Raw genomic sequence first — 18916 nt, 5'->3', positions numbered from 1 at the left:
TTTAAGCACCTACCATATTATTTAAAGCTAAAATTGGTTGTAGAATTGCCAGCACAATAAACAGCACCATCGCCGCCATGACGGCGACCAGCACAGGCTCAAAGACTTTTAAGGAAACCTTGACCAGGGTTTCAAACTCCGTATCCTGTGCATTGGCGGCTCGCTCCAGCATAGCGTCCAGTTGACCACTTTTCTCACCACTAGCAATCATATGCAGCATCATAGGTGGGAACAAACGGCTTTGCTCAAGCGCACTTTTCAACGACGCGCCTTCCCGAACCCGGGCTGTAGCTTCTGCAAGCGCCAGACGCATATAACTGTTACTCAATACTTCAGCGCTGATACGCATTGCCTCAAGCAATGGCACGGCACTGGCATTTAATATACTCAAGGTTCTGGCAAAGCGCGCTGTGTTCAATCCACGTGCGACCTTACCCAATAAGCCGCCCCGTAATACCAGTTGATCCCACTTTAAGCGCAACTGTGGCTTTTGCAAAGCCCGCTGCCATGCAACCATCGCAAGCAGTATCGCCAGTAATACTAAGACACCGTAATGCCGCAAAAAATCACTGGCAGCAATCAGGAACAGCGTAGACCCTGGTAATGACTCCCCCATATGCTCAAACTGAACCACAATCTTCGGCACAACGGCGGCAAGCAGGATACTGATAACCAGGATGGCAAAACTTGTCAGAATCAGTGGGTACAACATAGCCTGCAAGATCTGGCTGCGCATATATTGCCGTTGCTCGGTATAATCCGCCAACCGATTTAATACCTGCTCTAAATGACCCGATTTCTCGCCGGCCGCCACCATAGAACGAAACAAATGATCAAATACATGCGGGAATTCAGCTAAACCCTCTGCCAGGCTATAACCCTCCACGACCTTCGAACGTACAGCCATTAACATATTCTTCAGCCGGGACTTCTCACACTGCTCAGCTACAGCGAGCAAAGCGCTTTCTATAGGTAATGCAGCTTCTACCAAAGTTGCCAGCTGCCTGGTAATCAGCGCCAATTCGGCGGCAGAAATACGTCGCTGTAACCAAGGACCGCGATTTGCTAACTTTTTTTCTTGGTTCGAGGCCAATTCAACATGCAAAGGGGTCATCTTGCGTTCGCGCAAGATTTGCCTGGCATGCCGGGCATTGTCAGCTTCCAGAACGCCCTTATTCTTTTTACCACGGCTATCTATCGCCTGAAACTCGAAAGCCGCCATTTACAGATCCTCTCGTGTGACCCGAAGCACCTCTTCTAGAGTAGTGACACCTGACAGTACTTTTGAAAAGCCGTCACTACGAATACTTGGGCTTAACCCGCGTGCATACTTCTCAATAGCCTGCTCTCCTTTGCCATTGTGGATCATCTCTCGCATTTGCTCATCCACAACAATTAATTCATGAATACCGGTACGGCCACGATAACCAGTCTGATTACAATGTTCACAGCCCACGGCACGATAAATTAATACGCCTTCTTTCTTACTAATACCAAGTAAATGTCGCTCTTCTTTATCCGGTTCGTGCGCAACTTTACAATGGGTGCAGAGAGTACGAACCAAGCGTTGCGCCAATACCCCTAATAAGCTCGATGACAGTAAAAAAGCTTCGACCCCCATATCTTCCAGTCGGGTGATGGCTCCGGCAGCGGTGTTTGTATGCAAGGTAGAAAGCACTAAATGACCGGTTAAACTGGCCTGTACCGCAATTTGCGCAGTTTCCAAATCACGAATTTCCCCCACCATCACCACATCAGGATCCTGACGTAAGATTGCGCGTAAACCGCGCGCGAAAGTCATATTAACTTTGGTGTTCACCTGAGTCTGACCAATACCTTCCAACTCATACTCAATTGGATCTTCTACCGTCAGGATATTGCGATCCTTGGTGTTAATTTCCGTTAAGCCAGCGTAGAGGGTGGTGCTTTTGCCCGAACCAGTCGGGCCAGTGACTAAAATTATGCCGTGCGGCTTTAGAATCAGCTGTGAAAACTGCTGCTCAACTGCCGGAGTCATGCCCAAATCAGCTAAGTTCAGGTGTGAGTTATTTTTATCCAGTAAACGCAAAACCACGCGCTCGCCATGACTGGATGGCATAGTCGATACCCTAACATCCACTGCCCGCCCGGCAATTCTCAAACTAATTCGCCCATCTTGCGGAACTCGTTTTTCGGCAATGTCCAACTTTGCCATCACCTTAATCCGGGATACCAGCAAGCTGGAAAGTCGGCGATTCGGGCGCAACACTTCGCGTAGCAAACCATCGACCCGAAAACGAATAATCAGCGCTTTTTCAAAAGTTTCGATATGAATATCTGACGCACCAAGCTTAATGGCTTCGCCTAACATTGCATTGATCAATTTTATGATTGGCGCATCGTCTTCATTTTCAAGCAAATCTTCCGCTTCGGGAATATCCTCGGCCAAGGAGGCCAAGTCGACTTCATTGCCAATATCCTCCATTATCTGCTGCGCTTCGCTGGAGTCTCGTTGATATGACGCCTCTAATAATGCCTCAAAGGCCAGGGCATCCAATCGCTGAATTTGAAAAGGCTCAGCCAACAAACGACGCACTTCAAGCAGCGCCTGTGGCGAAGTTGCTGGTTGCACGTATAGCACCCAACTACCCGCCTTTTGTTGCAACAATACCCCAAACCGTTTGGCAAAACTAAAGGGCAGCTTTATCCGGTGGCTGACCGGCTCTAGCATTGACTCTGCCATCTCGGTCATAGCGGTGGCTGCCCTTCAGATTGAGTCTGATTCTGACGCTGCATAAACTCTTCGAAGCTCGGAGGTAATTTAAGACTATCATCCCACTCGGGTAATACAGCCTGTGGAGTACGCGGCATTAAGCGAATGCCTTCTTCGTCACGCTTTAATTGTTCCGCACGAATATAATTATATTTTTGTTTACTGATGCCACTTATCGCACTACCGTCACGAACTATTGTCGCCTTGATAAATACCATCAGGTTACGCTTACGTTTGCTGACACTGGTCGATTTGAATAAATGCCCCAGTACTGGGATATCACCCAGCAATGGCACCTTGGATTCGCTTTCCTGTACATCCTCATCAATTAGACCGCCCAACACTATGGTCGCACCATCATCCGCCATCACTGTAGTTTTAATTTCACGCTTGTTGATGGTGATATCTACCGCTGTCGCACCACCAATGCTCGAGACTTCCTGCTCGATCACCAGTTGTACCGCATCGCCTTCGTTAATTTGTGGTGTGACTTTTAACTTAATGCCCACTTCCTGACGCTTTACTTGCTGGAATGGATTGGAATTGTCTGAACCCAACGAAGAGCCAGTGATAATAGGCACTTCCTGACCAACCAGGAAAATCGCTTCCTGATTATCCATCGTTGTAATATGTGGCGTAGCCAGCACATTTGAATTCGTACTGGTACGAACCGCTTGCAAAATGGCGGCCCAGTTACCGTCGTAAAAACCCAGCAAGGCACCATTTAGCCCCTGCAGCGCCTTCGCCAACTGTGAGTAATCCCGATTTGAATCAGGCGTTGTGGTCGTCGTCTGGCCACCGCTGGGATTGGCAACTATGGTTTCGGTGCCACGGGTAATTTGTGACGCAACTGCAGCACCAGCCGCAACGTTTAAAATAGGAATGGTATTGCCGCCGGTAAAGTTGGTACCGCCACCATTTGCATTAAGCCACTGCACGCCAAAGTCTGTGCCATTGCCATCAAAGACTTCTACGATGATAGCCTCTACCAAGACCTGGGCACGGCGGATATCCAATTGACGCACCACTTCTTCCAGAGAACGCATCATATCTGGCTGTGCAGTAATAACTAACGAGTTACTGTCAGGATGCGCTTCTATACTTATAGCCCGACCTGAGCTTCGCCGGGGACCTGGCTGACCAGCAGCTTGCTGACCACCTTGGGTTTCGGCAACAATTGAGTCACTTACGCCTTTTAACACCGGAACTAAATCTTCTGCTTTTGCATATTTCAGATACAGTACTCTGGTGTTGCCGCTGCTTTGCAACTCCGCATCCAAACGTCTTGCCAGCTCTATCACTCTCTGTCTGGCTTGGGCTTCACCACTGACGATGACGCTATTAGTGCGTTCATCAGCAACAATGCGTGGCACCAGAAAATCGGGTTGCTCACCACGATTCTGCCCACGATATATACTTTCCAGAATTCTGACAATTTCAGCAGCAGAGGCAAAATTCAGCTTGAGAATTTCAAGCTCCTGATCACCAGCCTTGTCAACACGCTGAATAATATCAACTAATCTGGAAACCAGTGCCGCCGGCCCCGTCATCATAATGACATTTGAAGGGTCATAGTTAACAACATGGCCGCCACCACCCTGATTTACGAATTGCCTGAGTAACGGCGCCAGCTCCCGTACAGAGACATTACGCACAGGAACGACGCGGGTGACCATTTCATCTCCGTATCCTGGTGCATCGTCACCTACTACCGGAATATTGGATGTCTTGGCATCTTTATCCCGGACCACTTTCAAAATGCCACTTTCCATTTCTACAATGGCAAAACCATAGACCTGCAGCACATTGAGGAAGAACTGATAATACTGCTCTTCAGTTAGCATGTCGTAGCTACGCACGTTAATACGGCCACGCACCTGAGGATCCACAATAATGGTCTTCTTCAGGTTCATTCCAACGATATTAATAAATTCGTTAATATCGGTACCTTTGAAGTTTGGAGAATAGCGAACATCGCTATCCGCGACGACGCCGAAGCTAAGTATGGCGGCCAGTAAAACACTGGCAAGGGTGCGTGGCTTTGCCTTGAAGAAAAAACCTGATTTCATGAGAGATTAACCAATTCTTATCGTTATATTACTGTGACAGGCTAAAAAGAATATCTCTGATTTCGCCGTCCCGTTCAATCTTTAATGTCGCTTCCGTCGCATCACGCAGATCATTGATAACCCGCATAGCTTGTTGCATGTCATTCAGCGGTATACCATTAATTTCGATAGCAAGATCATTTTGTTGTAATCCCATTTGCGTGAAAATCGCTGCATCTTTGCCTGGCATCAAACGGTATCCGACCAATTGCCCGTCTCTTTGAACCGGTGAAACTCTGACATAATCAAAAAATTTCATTGGCTCTGCCAGAATTTCGTCACGGCGTGCCAGGGCGTCTGGATTAATGACTCCACTAGCAATCGGCTCAGCTAAGACGATGGGCTCTTCGACAAGGTCAACCGCTGCAGCGTTATCACCCTGGCCTAAGCCCGCATTCGCTTGTGCTATTCGGGTAAACTCAACACCATCTAACATCAGGGTTTCAAAGCGGCCATTTAACTCAAGTAATACTCGGTCATCCAATACCTGATGCAGTTTTGCCCTTGTACCTTCGATAACGTCACCGACAGCATAAGTTGCCTCAGCGCCGCGTTGTTCAATAATTGCACTGCCTGCTTCGGGCCTGCCTGGCGTCGAAACTAACCCGGTCAACTTTACGTTAAGCTGTGTTTTTGGTGCTTCTGCCACCACAGCTACCGGTGCTTGCGTTGTAGGAGTCGGGTTAAACTGACCGAACAGGGCATAACGAGTTAAGTCTTGCACCAACACTGTTACTGGCTGGCTGGCATTAACCGCAGCAACAGGCGTAGAAGATGAGATAGTAGCCACTGTTGGTGCAGGAATAGATTGCCAGGTTATCTTTGCCAATACCCAAGCAGCGATCAAGACCAGGCCGAAATGCAACGGTTTTTTCAGCCGGTTTAAAGGCACTTGCTGTAACAGAAGCAAGAGCTGCCCGATTTTCGGTTCTAGCGATGCGAACATAATAGTGATCTTCCTATATAGCTGATTTGCATCTTACTGAGAGAACAGCTCTACAACAAGCTTTGCTAACCTCTTTTACAAGCCTCTAACTATAAAAAGAGGCAGCTTTGTAAGCTATTGCATACTTTTGCACTATAATATGAAGCCCGTAGTGTTTGATGTCAGTTACAACTGAATCTTTCACTGTTGTATAAACGGGGCTCTGCACTCACCGCAACAGGAAATCTATGACAGCTTTGAATGATACCCTTACCACACCGATTACTTCGGTCAGACTAGATAAATGGCTGTGGGCTTGCCGCTTTTACAAAACCCGAGCACTTGCTAAAGACATGGTTGAAGGCGGTAAGGTACATTATAATGGTCAACGTTGTAAGGCCAGTAGGCTGGTAGAGGTGGGTGCGACGATTCGACTTACCCAAGGGTATGACGAGAAAATTGTGATAGTGTTAGGGTTGGCAGAAAAGCGCCAGGCCGCTCCGTTAGCCCAGCAATTGTACCAAGAAACAGCAGAGAGCCAGGCTGAGCGACAAAAGCGTGCCGAGCTGCGCAAAACCAATTCGCTATACGCGCCACATCCAGAAACCAAGCCAGATAAGAAAGAACGTCGTCAATTACTTTTATTAAAGTCACAGCAGTGAGAATGCCAAGATGTCTGATGCGTTAATCCGCTTTTTATTCCAACAAAAACACGTCCGTGGTGAAATAGTCCATGTCCAACAAAGTCTTAATAAAATGTTGGAACATCATCAATACCCACTGCCTGTGAAACAACTCCTCGCAGAGCTGGTGGTAGCAACCAGCTTACTAACTGCAACCTTAAAATTTGAAGGTGAAATTGCAGTGCAGCTACAGGGCAATGGACCTGTGCGTTTTGCCGCGGTTAACGGTACTCATCAACAGCAATTTCGTGGCGTTGTACGCCTGCAATCCGAGCTCAGTGGTGCCGGCTTTCGCGATCTTGTTGGCGAGGGTTACCTGGTTGTTACAGTAACGCCAAATCAGGGTGAGCGTTATCAAGGAATTATTCCGCTGTCCGGTCAAAGCCTGGCGGAAACCCTGGAAGCCTATTTTGCGCAATCCGAGCAGCTACCGACACGCTTCTATATCCATTCTGAAATCCTGGAGAACAGCCAGGCGGCGGGATTAATGTTACAAGTGTTGCCTGTTCAACAAGACAAGGCACGGGATGATTTTGCCGAATTGGTGATCCTCAGCGATACTTTGACAGCAGCTGAATTATTACATCTTGATGCAGAAGTGGTATTACACCGCTTATTTCATCAAGAACTAGTTGAAGTATTTCCACCGCAACAAATTGGTTTTGTCTGTGGCTGTTCTAAACAAAAATGTGAGTCAGCGCTATTTAGTTTAGGGCGCGCTGTTGTTGCTGAACAGATGGCATTAGGTGGTTTAGATATGGGGTGTGAATACTGTAATGCATCCTATCATTTTAGTGCCGAAGAATTACAAGTCATTTATGATCAATTCTAAGTAAGCTGCTGGGCAAAAAAAACCACCGTAAACGGTGGTTTTTCATTTGGGCCCATAATTCGAGCCCAATTTCGTCACAATTACTTCATGCGACGACGTAGTAACGCCAGCGGCAGTAACAGTAAGGCTAACCAGCCTGAGCTACCACTCGACTTATGCGTAACAGTAACCTGACCAGAACTGGTGGCTTGCAAACCAGCTGAGTCACGAGCTGTTAATGTGAAGCTTTGTGTGCCGGCATCTCCTTTTGCCAAGCTGCGGGTCAGAATAATCTGGCCATTCTGTACCGCAAACAGCGGGTTATTTGAAGTGACACTGCTTAATACCGCGCCAGCTTCACGCACCTGTGTTGTTACTGTACCAACAACTGTACCTGCTGCAGTACCAGAAGGCAGAGAGTTTAGTGACACATTGGCAGAAACCACTGGTGGCGTATCTGGTAGGTTATTCACCGTCACATTAACAGTAACCGGTGAAGAAACCTGACCAGCACTATCAAGCGCCGCAACTTCAAAGCGTGCCGAGGTCAGACCCGCTTCATAATCAATAGGGCCAGACACGACAACTTTACCGTCAGCTTGCACACTCAGCGCATTGCTGGTAGAGCCTAACACCACAAACTCAGTAACCGCAGTACGGAAATCAGAAGTTGCGGCGATTTGACCTACCACAGTACCTACTGCAGTATTTTCATTCACGCTGAAGCTTTGACCTGCAGTCACTGTCGGCTGGGCCAAGGCGGCGGCATAGTTGGCAACCGCAGCTGCTTCTGCCTCGGCAGACAACAAGACAAAGCTACGATTATCACCGGCTGGACGCTGAATATAAGCAAAAGCGCCTGGCGCTAAGCTGAAATCAGTATTATCGTCGTTATCGGCCGCCGCAGGACCTTGCACTGGCGCAAGATTGTCTACCAGTGTTACGGCTGGAGACGGTGACAAATTAACAGTTGCTGTTACTTCGTCTGCCGTTAAAGCAGGGTTGTAGGTTAATGAGAAGGAGTCCGCATTTGTTCTGAACCGGCCAGTAATATTACGGCCCAGATCAGCAGCTGTTAAACCAACATGTTCAAAACAGGCTTCCAGTGTGACTTGCTTACTACCCGCAAAGTGTAAGACATCACCCAGTGAACCACTGGTTGTGCCAAAGCGAGTATTGAACGATACCATTACACCAGGGAAGGCGTTATAGGCCGCACCTAAACGAGTCAATAATAAGGTGTTCATTGTAAAGTCATAAACACCGTCATTGTTGACATCTAGGTCGATGGCATAGTTACCCTGCAGCAGATGGTTTACGCCGGCACCAAGATGGATTGTCGGAGACAGCGCATACCCCGACGCACAGAATTCCGCTTCTTCAACATCAAACGTAATGGCACGGATATCGTGAATTGGATTAATGGTTGGGTTAGCTGGTGACGTAGCAACCAGGGTTGAAGCAAAAGGCGTTACTGGAATGGCGCCAACGTTCGTTACCTTTGTTGCCACTTGGTTGTTAACCATCTCTCCCGATAAGGCTAACTGACCAACCGGTTTTGGAATCACATGGTACACCAGATGTAGGTCATGATTAGTGCTGGTGGTTGGGTCGTTAAACACCAGGGCACCATCAAACTCAACCTGATCCATTTGTGCTGCGGCTTGTAACGGCGAGTAGAATACGCCATTAGTCAGCGCAAAGTCTGGCAGCTTAGCGGGATCAACCGTTAAAGTAACATCAAACTCAATCGTTTGCTTAGCTGGTACCGTGACTGACGCCGGGAAGGCCCAGCTTAACGCACCTGTTGCTGTTTTATCAGCATAACGATCCTGGATTCTCAGATTGTATGTTTTGTTATTGTTGCTAAAGTTTTTCAGCGTGACTCGCTTAGTCATGCTGGTTACTTTCTCAACAGACTGTAAGCCGAAAGATAAGGCAGCTTGACTGGTATCAAACTTAGCTTCATTGACCCAAGCCGCAACCGGGCTGTTCACTGCCTTCTCAACATCAACTAAACCTGCACCAATCTGGCTAATAGAGGCTAGTTTCGCATCTGGGTTAATCTGAATAGGCTCACGGTGCACAGTTAAATTTGCTGTGTTCATTATCGTGGCTTTTATTTCAGCCGCACTACGCTCTGGTAAGGCACCACGAAGCAGAGCCACTGCACCGGCGGTAATTGGGCCAGAGAAAGAAGTACCGTTCACTTTGGCAGTACCAGTACCTGTACCTACACGGGCCACATCAATGGCGACGCCCGGCGCGGTAATCTCTGGTTTTAACAAGCCGTCCATCGCCGGACCGCGTGAAGTAAAGGTAGCAATAGCGCCAGCACCCGATTTACCAACTGAACGAATGTTGTAAGCAACTGCTTCACCGGCGTCTAACTTCGCCTTGATGCTATCACCAACCTCTTTGGTGATCATCACTGACGGGATAGTCACAGCAGGATCATCACCACCAGCAACGATAGGCGGTTCACCTGGATTGCTGTTAGCAATAATAACAAAGGCCGCGCCGCGTTGCTGAGCCACTAGTACTTTTTGCGCAAAAGCACAAACACCACGTGAAACTAATACCGCTTTACCCGTCAGATCAACATCCTCAGCCAGAGGATCACAGGCGTTGTAGTTTCCAGGAATCACCACTAACGGCGTGGTTTCAGAAGAGAACGCAAAGTCAAAGCTGCGGTTAAAAGCTGAAGCCGTCATGACCGCGGTAGTACCATTAATGCTAGCTTGTTCGAACACACCAATAGCTGAAGTCGGGTGAGTCATAGCGCCAACAGACAGAGCATTAGGTGTGGTACTAGGCCCACCGACACGGAACGGGATATTGCCATCGTTACCGGCCGAAATCACCATATTTGTACCCAACTTCACTGCGCGATGAATAAGAAATTGGGTACCTGTCATTGTTTGGGTCGAACCAAACTGACCACCTAACGACATGTTTATAATATCAACCCGGTCCTCCAGGTTGCCGTCGCCGTTCGGATCCATAGAAGCTTCTAGTGCACGCAACTGAGCCAAACCAGGGCAGCCACCGGTACAAACGGTATAGGCATATAACGAAACATTTGGCGCGATACCTGTTACCGAGTGTGCAACAGAGGTACCATGTCCCGCTGTAAGAGGATCGATAGGATTGGGATCATTATTAATAAAGTCATAACCACCAACAACCTGACCGATTGGCCAAGTTGGCGCTACAGACTGTGCACTGGCTGCTGCAGCTGCAGCGTGTGCAGCAGGGGTGCCAGGACCGCCGAAAATGGCGTGAGTATAATCAATACCCGTATCCAGCACTGCAACACGCACCCCTTCACCGGTCGCTTTACCCGATTGTACGGTTTGTAACGCACGAATATATTCAGCACTATCAGCAACATGGAGTTCACTGTCGTAAATGGGCAGAATTTGACTTACCGCATTGTGTTTTGAAAGTGTATCCAGTGCCTCAGGGGAGGCAGTTACTACCAGTCCTGCAGCCAGGTTTTTGGTAGCAAATAGCACTTCAGCATCAGCATCCAGGCTTAGAAGCTCATTACTGATATCGCGCTGTAAGGTTTCAGCATTTGCTACATACTGGGAGGCTAATTGCTGATCAAAGTGTTCTGCAATCACCGCATCACCGGCTGAAGGCGCCTTTAATACGATAAACCAAGCACTTGGCTGTTCAGCTTGTTCATCCAGAGTTAAGGTTTGCTGACTGTTCAGAATTTCGTGAACGCTTTGTCCATTGCTGGCACGTAATTGTTCAATACCGGCATTTGCGGTGCCAGTAATAGCAAGCCCGATAGCGGACGCCAATAATGTTTTTTTCATGTTTCCCAAGATATAACTCCTTTGCGGCGATTAGTATTTTTATTCCGGGCTGATATAGTTATTTTCCCGGTAGCTATCCGTAACATGCCCTCCAGGGGCTGGAAAGCGTGGTTGCAGTGAGAGCTAACAACCATAAGGGACACAATCCCTTACCGATTTTTATCACAGCTTTGAGCTGATGTATTGCTAAAAATAAGGAGTTTTGTAAGAAATTATTTCAGATGAATGCCGCCAGGCGTAATAAATAATTTACACCTCGGGCTGTAGTGCTAACCAGGATACCTTAATTTAACGGTTTTGCTGGCAAATTAATCGTTACCACCAAGCCGCCTTTGGCATGATTATGTAAACGGATTTCGCCATGGTGCATGGTGACGATTTTCTTAATAATAGCTAAGCCAAGTCCGGAACCGCCGCTGCCTCTCGCCTTATCGCCTTGGACAAAAGGGCTAAACATGGCTTGCATTTTGTGTTCTGGAATACCCGGGCCATGATCTCTGACTTCCAGATAGATCTGTTTTGCCGCCTTTTCATAGCCAGTGCTAATTTCAATATCACCCTCACTGTAGCGTAGGGCATTTTCCAGCAGATTATTTAACACCCGCTTCAACGCCAGTCGCCTTAATGCAACATCAGGCATAGCAGAATCCAAAAAGGTCAGGATCTGCCGTTGTTTCACCTGCTCTGCCACTACCAGTTCCTGCACCAACTGGTTGAGGTTTAACAATTGCGGCTCTTCCTGTTTATGGTGCCGCAGATAATCAATAAACTGATCGATGATGGCGTTCATATCCTCAATATCATTAATGATGCCATCGCGGATCCAGGCATCCGACTCGCTCATCATCTCCGATGCCAGTCGGATACGGGTTAACGGTGTACGCAAATCATGCGACACCCCGGCCATCAGTAAGGCCCGATCTTCTTCTAATTGCCGGATCCCTTGTGCCATATAGTTAAAGGCCTTGGTTACCGCCAGGATCTCAGTGGCGCCTTCCTGCTCTGATAACGGCGGCGGAAATTCACCGCGCCCAACCTGCAATGCCGCCTGCTGCAACTTCTGTAGCGGCCGGTTCAGATGTCGGGCCAGCGTCCAGCCACCCAGCACACTTAAGGCGCCGATCATTAGCAAATAAAAAGTGAGTAACGGAAAACTGGCTTCGTCCAGCCCGGCCAGCGGCACCCTGACCCATAGGTCCTGCTCAAGATCTGGCTTAACCCAGAAGATAAAACTATCAGTTTGTGAAATTCGAACCTCGGCTTGCTGCTTCAGCTCATCCGACAGTTGCTGCGAGAAATAACCATAGTAGCTGGCCTCGGCCAGCCCCTCTCGCAACGCCTGCTGCTCGTCAAATACCCGCACCTGTGTCGCTTGCTGAAAATGTGCCGCTATAGCCTGTTGTAACTCAGGGTTAGTTACCGTCGCTGGCAATGCCAACCGGACCTGCTTGGCGACTAGGTGGCTGATTTGCTGGGTGCTGGGTTTAATCACATAAAAAGCAACTGACAAGTAGGACACCACCTGATTAATTAACAGCATAATGCCTATCAGGAATACGGTTTGCCCGAAAGCGCTGCGCGGGAAAAATCTCATCCGTTCAGACTACCGTCCGGTACAAAAACATAGCCCAAACCCCATACCGTTTGAATGTAACGCGGATTAGCAGCATCATCTTCCAGCATCCGGCGTAAACGCGATACCTGCACATCAATGCTGCGCTCCATCGCGGAATAGTCGCGGCCACGGGCCTGATTCATCAGTTTATCGCGTGATAAGGGTTCACGTGGGTGGCTTACTAACACCTTTAATACGGCGTATTCACCACTGGTCAGGGGGAGTTGTTGCTCACCTTTAAACATTTCCCGGGTCGCCAGATTAAAGCGGTAGGGACCAAATTCAACAATACCTTCGGCCTGACTGGGCGCGCCCGGCACCTCCTTGGTTTTGCGCCGCAATACCGCGCGGATCCTTGCTAACAACTCTCTTGGGTTAAAGGGCTTAGGCAAATAATCATCAGCCCCCATTTCCAGGCCGATAATCCGATCTACCTCGTCACCCTTTGCCGTTAACATAATGATCGGGATTTCGTTTTCCTGCTGGCGCAACTTGCGACAGATCGACAAACCGTCTTCACCGGGTAACATCAAATCCAGCACCAGCAAATGAAAGTGTTCGCGTTCCATCAAACGTTGCATTTGTTCGAAGTTCGCCACGCTACGTACCTGATAGCCTTGTTCCACCAGGTAGCGCTCCAGCAAAGAGCGTAGTCGCAAATCATCGTCGACTACCAGAATCTTGGTTGTTTCAGTGACCACTACCCTATCCTTATTTCTGATGCTTTTCAGGTCACTATAAACGAAAATGCCGTCTTTGCATCGGCCAGACGGCATAAACTATGTTACAAAGTTTGTCTGCCCGGCAGGGCGACAAATTACTGTTGGCCCGCTTCCTTTTTCATGGGCGGGTTAACCCAATAGATCCTGGGGCTGAGACTGTTTTTCTTCGCTGCGGCTTCGACCTGATTAATATAATCCTGATCAAGCTGACTACGGGCAGTCTGCACCGGCGTCGAGCTGCAGCCCGCTAACAGTAGCAAGGACGCGACGATGGCAATTTTCTGGCGCACTTTCATTTACACCTCTCCTGTTACAGGTTATTGCTTTTTAAGCCTAGCCAGCACGGCTGAGATTGCCAAACCAGGCTGGTCGAAATTTAACCAGCAAAGGGCCGCAACTGGCTAAAAAGCTTTACGCTTTGCTGCACTATGGCTGATAATCGGCGCCAGTGCTGTAAGAAGGGAATGTCATAACAGGTGAAACGCACCAGCAGTAAAACCTTGCTAATAACCCGCGAAGGCTATCAACAGCTCAAAGCCGAACATGATGAGCTTTGGTTCAAAAAACGCCCGGAGATCACCCGTATTGTCAGCTGGGCTGCCAGCCTTGGCGATCGCTCTGAGAATGCCGACTACACCTACAATAAAAGATTACTTCGGCAAATTGACAGTCGGCTGCGCTTTTTACGCAAACGGCTGGATGAGCTGACTATTGTCGATTACTCGCCACAGCAGGCCGGCCGGATGTTCTTTGGCGCCTGGGTCGAGTTGGAAGATGATGCTGGCAATAGCCTGAAGTTTCGTATCGTCGGCCCGGATGAAATTTATGGCCGCAAAGACTATATCTCGATCGACGCCCCTATGGCCCGCGCCTTACTGAAAAAACAGGTCGATGACGTGGCCACGGTTTCTACCCCAAATGGTCCGAAAGACTGGTACATTGTGGCTATCGACTATCCGCAGCCAACCCAGCCTAGTTAAGGCTTTAAGCTCAATCGCTGCGCCAAACCGTTACAGGAATATAGTGTTATGTCTATGCTGATTAATCAAATTGCTACTGAAATCGCCGCCCGCCCGGAGCAGGTTGCCGCCGCCATCGCCTTGCTGGATGAAGGCGCCACTGTGCCTTTTATTGCCCGTTACCGTAAGGAAGTCACCGGCGCCCTGGATGACACCCAGCTGCGTACCCTGGATCAGCGCCTGAGCTATTTGCGTGAACTGGAAGAGCGGCGCCAGGTGATCTTAAACACCATCGCCGATCAGGGTAAACTCACAGCCGAACTGGAACAACAAATTCGTGCCGCGGATAATAAAACCCGACTCGAAGATTTGTATTTGCCTTACAAAACCAAAAGGCGGACCAAGGGCCAGTTGGCGATTGAAGCCGGCATTCAGCCACTGGCTCTGCTGTTGCTCTCAGAACCAACGCGGCAACCGGAACAGGAAGCACTATCCTATCTGAACGCTGAGGCCGGTTATGCCGATGTCAAAGTCGTATTAGAAGGCGCCAAATATATTCTGATGGAGCAATTTGCCGAAGACGCTGACTTGTTGGCGCGCTTGCGCGCCCATCTGAGTCAGCATGCCGTGCTGCAAAGCCGGGTTGTTGCCGGCAAAGAGCAGGAAGGTGCCAAGTTCAGCGACTACTTTGAACACAGCGAAGCGCTGAAACAGGTGCCTTCGCACCGGGCGCTGGCCATGTTCCGGGGGCGCAACGAAGGCATACTTAACCTGCAGTTACTGCCTGAACTGAGTGAACAACCACACGCCGTCTGTGAACAAATGGTCGCTGAGCAATTTCAGATCCGGCAGTTGGACCGGCCGGCCGATGCCTTCCTGCGCACCGTTGTACAGTGGACCTGGAAGGTAAAGCTACAGCTGCATCTGGAAAATGATTTATTGAGCGAACTGCGGGAACGGGCCGAAGCCGAGGCGATCAGGGTATTCGCCCGTAACCTGAAAGATTTGCTGATGGCAGCGCCAGCCGGCATGCGCCCGACTCTGGCGCTGGACCCCGGACTGCGTACCGGTGTAAAGGTCACGGCCATTGATGAAACCGGTAAGCTGTTAAATCACACCACCATTTACCCGCATGCGCCCCAGAATCAATGGGATAAATCTGTTCAGGTGCTGTCGGCCTTGTGCAAAGCCTACCAGATTGAGCTGATTGCGGTTGGCAATGGCACCGCCTCGCGGGAGACCGATAAACTGGCCGCTGAGGTGATTAAGACACTGCCCGGTCAACGGATCAGCAAGGTGATGGTGTCCGAAGCAGGCGCCTCAGTATATTCGGCATCGGAGTTGGCGGCACTGGAATTTCCGGACCTTGATGTATCATTGCGCGGCGCCGTCTCGATTGGCCGCCGCTTACAGGACCCGTTGGCCGAGCTGGTAAAAATTGAACCTAAAGCCATTGGCGTTGGCCAGTATCAGCATGATGTGAACCAGAGCTTACTAACCAAATCGCTGGATGCCGTAGTAGAAGACTGCGTCAACGCCGTCGGTGTCGATTTGAATACCGCTTCAGCGGCATTACTGGCCCGAGTGGCCGGCCTGAACAAAACGCTGGCACAAAATATTGTGCAGTATCGCGATCAACATGGCCGCTTTACCAGTCGCAGCCAGTTGTTAAAGGTACCGCGTCTGGGGCCGAAAGCCTATGAGCAGGCCGCCGGCTTTTTACGCATTAATAACGGCACTAACCCACTGGATGCCTCGGGTGTGCACCCCGAAGCCTACCCACTGGTCGAGAAAATTGTTGCCGCGCATCAGAAAAGTGTCGAGCAGCTGATTGGCAACAGCAGCTTCCTGAAACAAATCGATGCCCAGCAATTTGTCGATGACCATTTTGGCTTATTGACTATCGCCGACATTCTAAAAGAACTGGATAAACCCGGGCGTGATCCAAGACCGGAATTCCAGATGGCCAACTTTAAAGACGGGGTGGAAACCCTGGCCGATCTCAAACCCGGCATGTTGTTGGAAGGGGTGGTCACTAACGTCACCAACTTTGGTGCCTTTGTTGATATCGGCGTGCATCAGGATGGCCTGGTCCATATCTCCTCGCTGGCCGATAAGTTTGTCAGCGATCCGCATCAGGTGGTCAAAGCCGGCGATATTGTTAAAGTGAAAGTATTGGAAGTCGATCAGGCCAGAAAACGCATCGCCCTGACCATGCGGATGGATGAACAGGCCCGCAGCAACGGCGACAGTAATGTTTCGACTGCTGGTAAGGGTCGGCCAGAGCGCAGCTCGGGCAGCAATAAAGCCAGCCAGACGGCAAAACAGGAACAAGGCAATGCGGCCATGGGTAATGCGTTAGCGGCTGCCTTAGCGAAATTTAAAAAGTAGGGTAAATATTCGCAGGAGAAACCGGGATTGCGGCGGCTGCGAGCAGATTAAACCTGCTGCCGTAATGGCCGCTGTGCCGGTTCAGTTGCCAGCTGATAGAAATTCTCAATCACCTGGCTGCGTCTGGCCATAAGCGCCTGCCATTCCAGTCGTTCGCGCTGAGGTAAAACAATATCGGCTGCCTCAGCCTGGGTAAGCTGTGACTCAGTTGCTGTAGAACCTTCCTCAGCCATGCTGCTATCGCTGGCTGCGACATTAGCGAGCGGCGCTTTCTCGGCAATAAGCTCAGCCTGAGCTTGCAGTAGACGCTGACCTGCCTCCGCCGCGATGCTACGATCAGCTGCTGAGGGTTCGGCCGGTGCCAGTGCCGCCGCCTTGACCTGCTGCATTTTCTGAACCGTCGCCGCCGGATCACCCGGTACCGGTGCCAGATCAATTTGCACCTCGCCACCTACGGCATAGCGTTTACCGTCAGGGCCTTGTTGATAGTCGTAACTGGGCGCGCTGGCATAACGGCCCCCGACAATGGCATGGGCCTGCTCATGCGCCCGGACTTCCTGATCACGCGCCTGCAGTTCGCGAATTTCCCGCTGCTCGGCCTGTTGCTGTTGTTGTTCTTGTTCCGACTGTTGCCCGGACTCTTGCTTTTCTTCCTGCTCGCCGCGCTCACCCTGCTCACCTGTTATCGCTTGCTGCGTCTCGGTTTCCTTACCATTGGCATCATACAGCGTAACATTCGCGCTACTATTCGCAGCACCTCGTTGCCGATCATCTGTCGCCAGCGGCCGCTCAGCGGCACCTTTTTCCAACTCCTTTACCGGCTCAATCGGCTCACGCCGCTGCATATCACGCCGCGCCTGCTCCGTGGCCGGATTCGCGGTGTTAATGCTGACGTTGGGGTAATAGGAGGTGATTTGCATCGCAATCAGACCCGGATATCAATAATATTACCGAGCATTTCATCGGCTGTGCGCAAACTCCGGACATTGGCCTGAGCCAGCAATTCCTGTTGTTCCAGACGCACCAGTGATTGAGTGGTATCGGTGCCGGCGGCACGGTTCGGCTCGGCTGCAGCATTAGTAGGCGTCGGATTAGCCGTCTGCTGTGCAGCAGCAGCCGCTACCTGCTGGTCCTGTTGCCGGCTCTGGGTTGTCTGTCGGTTGATATTCAGCGTTTCTTCGCTAATCGCATTGGACGCGCGCTGCAAACCTTGCATGCCGGCACTAAAGGCAGACTGAATTTGCATAACCAAGCCCTCTTTATTCACTTGCTGTTAGACTGCTTAATTATCGAACAGTTTCGGCAAAAAAGAAAGCAAAGGCTATCATAAGCACTAACCGCTTCTGCCCACTAAGTATTTTATTGCAGTGCGCTACGCAGCCACTGACAGAACTCGCCCGGATGAGAAATAAAGGGTGCATGCGAGGCTTTGGCCAGTACCGTCAGTTTTGCCGCAGGCTGCAATTGCTGTAACAAAGGCAGCACTGCCACTGGTACCAGCGAATCAAGCCGGCCATAACAGCCCACTACCGGTTGAGTTAGCGCGGCAAACTGTTGTCTCAGGTCAGTGTCTGCCAGCAGGGTTAACGCCTGCACTACGGCCTGGGGTTGTGCCTCCGGAAAGTGGGCAATACTGTCGCGTAACTTCAGAATATCCTGCTTGGCATGCTCTGAGCCCAGCGCCTGGATCGCCAGAAAACGCTGAATCGTTTGCGGCAAATTCTGGCTCAGGGCACTGGCAAACTGCTGCATCACTTCGGCGCGCATCCCGGGCCAGTCATCTGTCGCCAGAAATTTCGGCGTCGCAGCCACCAGCGCCAGTTGCTTAACCTTGTCCGGATAGGTCGCGGCCAACGCAATGGCCAGCAAACCGCCCAGCGACCAACCACAAAGATAACTTTGCTCTGGCAGCTGCGCAGCAAGCTGGGACAGCACCTCATCCAGACGGTAAGCAGGCGGAAACTGTCGGCTCAGGCCAAAACCGGGCAGATCCAACGCCAAGACCTGAAAATCGCCAGCCAGTTGTAGCTGGACTTCGGACCAGACGCCCTGATTTAAGCCCCAGCCATGTAACAGTACCAGTGTTGGTTTGGCGGTTGTGCTGTGTTCTGCCATACTCT

The 18916-nt window shown here is 50.1% G+C and carries 15 protein-coding genes; 4 read left to right on the top strand and 11 right to left on the bottom strand.

Annotated features, from left to right (window positions below):
- Position 1: 1 nt before the first annotated feature.
- From gspF to gspC, 4 genes are read right to left on the bottom strand one after another with little or no spacing between them, the layout of a single operon-like run.
- Positions 2 to 1222, bottom strand: coding sequence for a type II secretion system inner membrane protein GspF (gene gspF / locus AJE_RS09920; protein ID WP_008950749.1), 1221 nt, complete (start codon positions 1220 to 1222; stop codon positions 2 to 4).
- The gene (gene gspE, locus AJE_RS09915; protein WP_008950748.1) at positions 1223 to 2731 is read right to left on the bottom strand and encodes a type II secretion system ATPase GspE; all 1509 of its coding nucleotides are present in this window, start codon (positions 2729 to 2731) and stop codon (positions 1223 to 1225) included.
- Entirely contained in the window at positions 2728 to 4821 is a 2094-nt protein-coding gene (gspD, locus tag AJE_RS09910) for a type II secretion system secretin GspD (protein ID WP_008950747.1), read from the bottom strand. The genes gspE and gspD overlap by 4 nt, the downstream gene beginning before the upstream one ends.
- Positions 4822 to 4849: 28 nt before the next feature.
- Positions 4850 to 5806: a type II secretion system protein GspC gene (gene gspC / locus AJE_RS09905; protein ID WP_008950746.1), complete on the bottom strand. Its 957-nt coding sequence runs from the start codon at positions 5804 to 5806 to the stop codon at positions 4850 to 4852.
- A gap of 227 nt (positions 5807 to 6033) precedes the next feature.
- Between gspC and hslR the strand changes: the two genes are divergently transcribed.
- Both hslR and hslO read left to right on the top strand, forming a co-directional pair.
- Positions 6034 to 6447: a ribosome-associated heat shock protein Hsp15 gene (hslR, locus tag AJE_RS09900; protein WP_008950745.1), complete on the top strand. Its 414-nt coding sequence runs from the start codon at positions 6034 to 6036 to the stop codon at positions 6445 to 6447.
- A gap of 10 nt (positions 6448 to 6457) precedes the next feature.
- Positions 6458 to 7300, top strand: a complete 843-nt coding sequence (hslO, locus tag AJE_RS09895; protein WP_008950744.1) for an Hsp33 family molecular chaperone HslO — start codon at positions 6458 to 6460, stop codon at positions 7298 to 7300.
- 80 nt (positions 7301 to 7380) lie between these two features.
- On the opposite strand, the gene AJE_RS09890 is transcribed toward hslO, so the two are convergent.
- From AJE_RS09890 to AJE_RS09875, 4 genes are all read right to left on the bottom strand, one after another.
- A complete protein-coding gene (locus AJE_RS09890) occupies positions 7381 to 11109 on the bottom strand; it encodes a S8 family serine peptidase (protein WP_008950743.1) in 3729 nt (1242 codons plus the stop codon).
- Between the two features lie 283 nt (positions 11110 to 11392).
- Positions 11393 to 12703, bottom strand: a complete 1311-nt coding sequence (envZ, locus tag AJE_RS09885; protein WP_008950742.1) for a two-component system sensor histidine kinase EnvZ — start codon at positions 12701 to 12703, stop codon at positions 11393 to 11395.
- Positions 12700 to 13425 (bottom strand): osmolarity response regulator transcription factor OmpR, encoded by a 726-nt coding sequence (gene ompR / locus AJE_RS09880; RefSeq protein WP_008609675.1) that lies wholly within the window; start codon positions 13423 to 13425, stop codon positions 12700 to 12702. The genes envZ and ompR overlap by 4 nt, the downstream gene beginning before the upstream one ends.
- Positions 13426 to 13541: 116 nt before the next feature.
- The gene (locus tag AJE_RS09875) at positions 13542 to 13742 is read right to left on the bottom strand and encodes a hypothetical protein (protein WP_008950741.1); all 201 of its coding nucleotides are present in this window, start codon (positions 13740 to 13742) and stop codon (positions 13542 to 13544) included.
- 180 nt (positions 13743 to 13922) lie between these two features.
- Between AJE_RS09875 and greB the strand changes: the two genes are divergently transcribed.
- Positions 13923 to 14426, top strand: a complete 504-nt coding sequence (greB, locus tag AJE_RS09870; RefSeq protein ID WP_008950740.1) for a transcription elongation factor GreB — start codon at positions 13923 to 13925, stop codon at positions 14424 to 14426.
- Between the two features lie 48 nt (positions 14427 to 14474).
- Positions 14475 to 16796 (top strand): Tex family protein, encoded by a 2322-nt coding sequence (locus tag AJE_RS09865; RefSeq protein WP_008950739.1) that lies wholly within the window; start codon positions 14475 to 14477, stop codon positions 16794 to 16796.
- A gap of 47 nt (positions 16797 to 16843) precedes the next feature.
- Here AJE_RS09865 and AJE_RS09860 read toward each other — a convergent pair whose 3' ends face one another.
- From AJE_RS09860 to bioH, 3 genes are all read right to left on the bottom strand, one after another.
- A complete protein-coding gene (locus AJE_RS09860) occupies positions 16844 to 17716 on the bottom strand; it encodes a putative metalloprotease CJM1_0395 family protein (RefSeq protein ID WP_008950738.1) in 873 nt (290 codons plus the stop codon).
- Between the two features lie 5 nt (positions 17717 to 17721).
- A complete protein-coding gene (locus AJE_RS09855; protein ID WP_008950737.1) occupies positions 17722 to 18042 on the bottom strand; it encodes a hypothetical protein in 321 nt (106 codons plus the stop codon).
- A 113-nt stretch (positions 18043 to 18155) separates the two neighbouring features.
- Positions 18156 to 18911: a pimeloyl-ACP methyl ester esterase BioH gene (gene bioH / locus AJE_RS09850; protein ID WP_008950736.1), complete on the bottom strand. Its 756-nt coding sequence runs from the start codon at positions 18909 to 18911 to the stop codon at positions 18156 to 18158.
- Positions 18912 to 18916: the final 5 nt, after the last annotated feature.

Origin of the sequence: Alishewanella jeotgali KCTC 22429, from assembly GCF_000245735.1 — a bacterium.
In the GTDB taxonomy this organism is placed as follows: Bacteria; Pseudomonadota; Gammaproteobacteria; order Enterobacterales; family Alteromonadaceae; genus Alishewanella; species Alishewanella jeotgali.
The sequence above is the reverse complement of the archived record's forward strand: the minus strand, read 5'-3'. Positions and strand labels throughout refer to the sequence as shown.

What these genes read in the sequence shown, in the direction of transcription:
- gspF (WP_008950749.1), bottom strand. Translation starts at nt 1,222, where the DNA reads ATGGCGGCTTTCGAGTTTCAGGCGATAGATAGCCGTGGTAAAAAGAAT.
- gspE (WP_008950748.1), bottom strand. Translation starts at nt 2,731, where the DNA reads ATGACCGAGATGGCAGAGTCAATGCTAGAGCCGGTCAGCCACCGGATA.
- gspD (WP_008950747.1), bottom strand. Translation starts at nt 4,821, where the DNA reads ATGAAATCAGGTTTTTTCTTCAAGGCAAAGCCACGCACCCTTGCCAGT.
- gspC (WP_008950746.1), bottom strand. Translation starts at nt 5,806, where the DNA reads ATGTTCGCATCGCTAGAACCGAAAATCGGGCAGCTCTTGCTTCTGTTA.
- hslR (WP_008950745.1), top strand. Translation starts at nt 6,034, where the DNA reads ATGACAGCTTTGAATGATACCCTTACCACACCGATTACTTCGGTCAGA.
- hslO (WP_008950744.1), top strand. Translation starts at nt 6,458, where the DNA reads ATGTCTGATGCGTTAATCCGCTTTTTATTCCAACAAAAACACGTCCGT.
- AJE_RS09890 (WP_008950743.1), bottom strand. Translation starts at nt 11,109, where the DNA reads ATGAAAAAAACATTATTGGCGTCCGCTATCGGGCTTGCTATTACTGGC.
- envZ (WP_008950742.1), bottom strand. Translation starts at nt 12,703, where the DNA reads ATGAGATTTTTCCCGCGCAGCGCTTTCGGGCAAACCGTATTCCTGATA.
- AJE_RS09875 (WP_008950741.1), bottom strand. Translation starts at nt 13,742, where the DNA reads ATGAAAGTGCGCCAGAAAATTGCCATCGTCGCGTCCTTGCTACTGTTA.
- AJE_RS09865 (WP_008950739.1), top strand. Translation starts at nt 14,475, where the DNA reads ATGTCTATGCTGATTAATCAAATTGCTACTGAAATCGCCGCCCGCCCG.
- AJE_RS09860 (WP_008950738.1), bottom strand. Translation starts at nt 17,716, where the DNA reads ATGCAAATCACCTCCTATTACCCCAACGTCAGCATTAACACCGCGAAT.
- AJE_RS09855 (WP_008950737.1), bottom strand. Translation starts at nt 18,042, where the DNA reads ATGCAAATTCAGTCTGCCTTTAGTGCCGGCATGCAAGGTTTGCAGCGC.
- bioH (WP_008950736.1), bottom strand. Translation starts at nt 18,911, where the DNA reads ATGGCAGAACACAGCACAACCGCCAAACCAACACTGGTACTGTTACAT.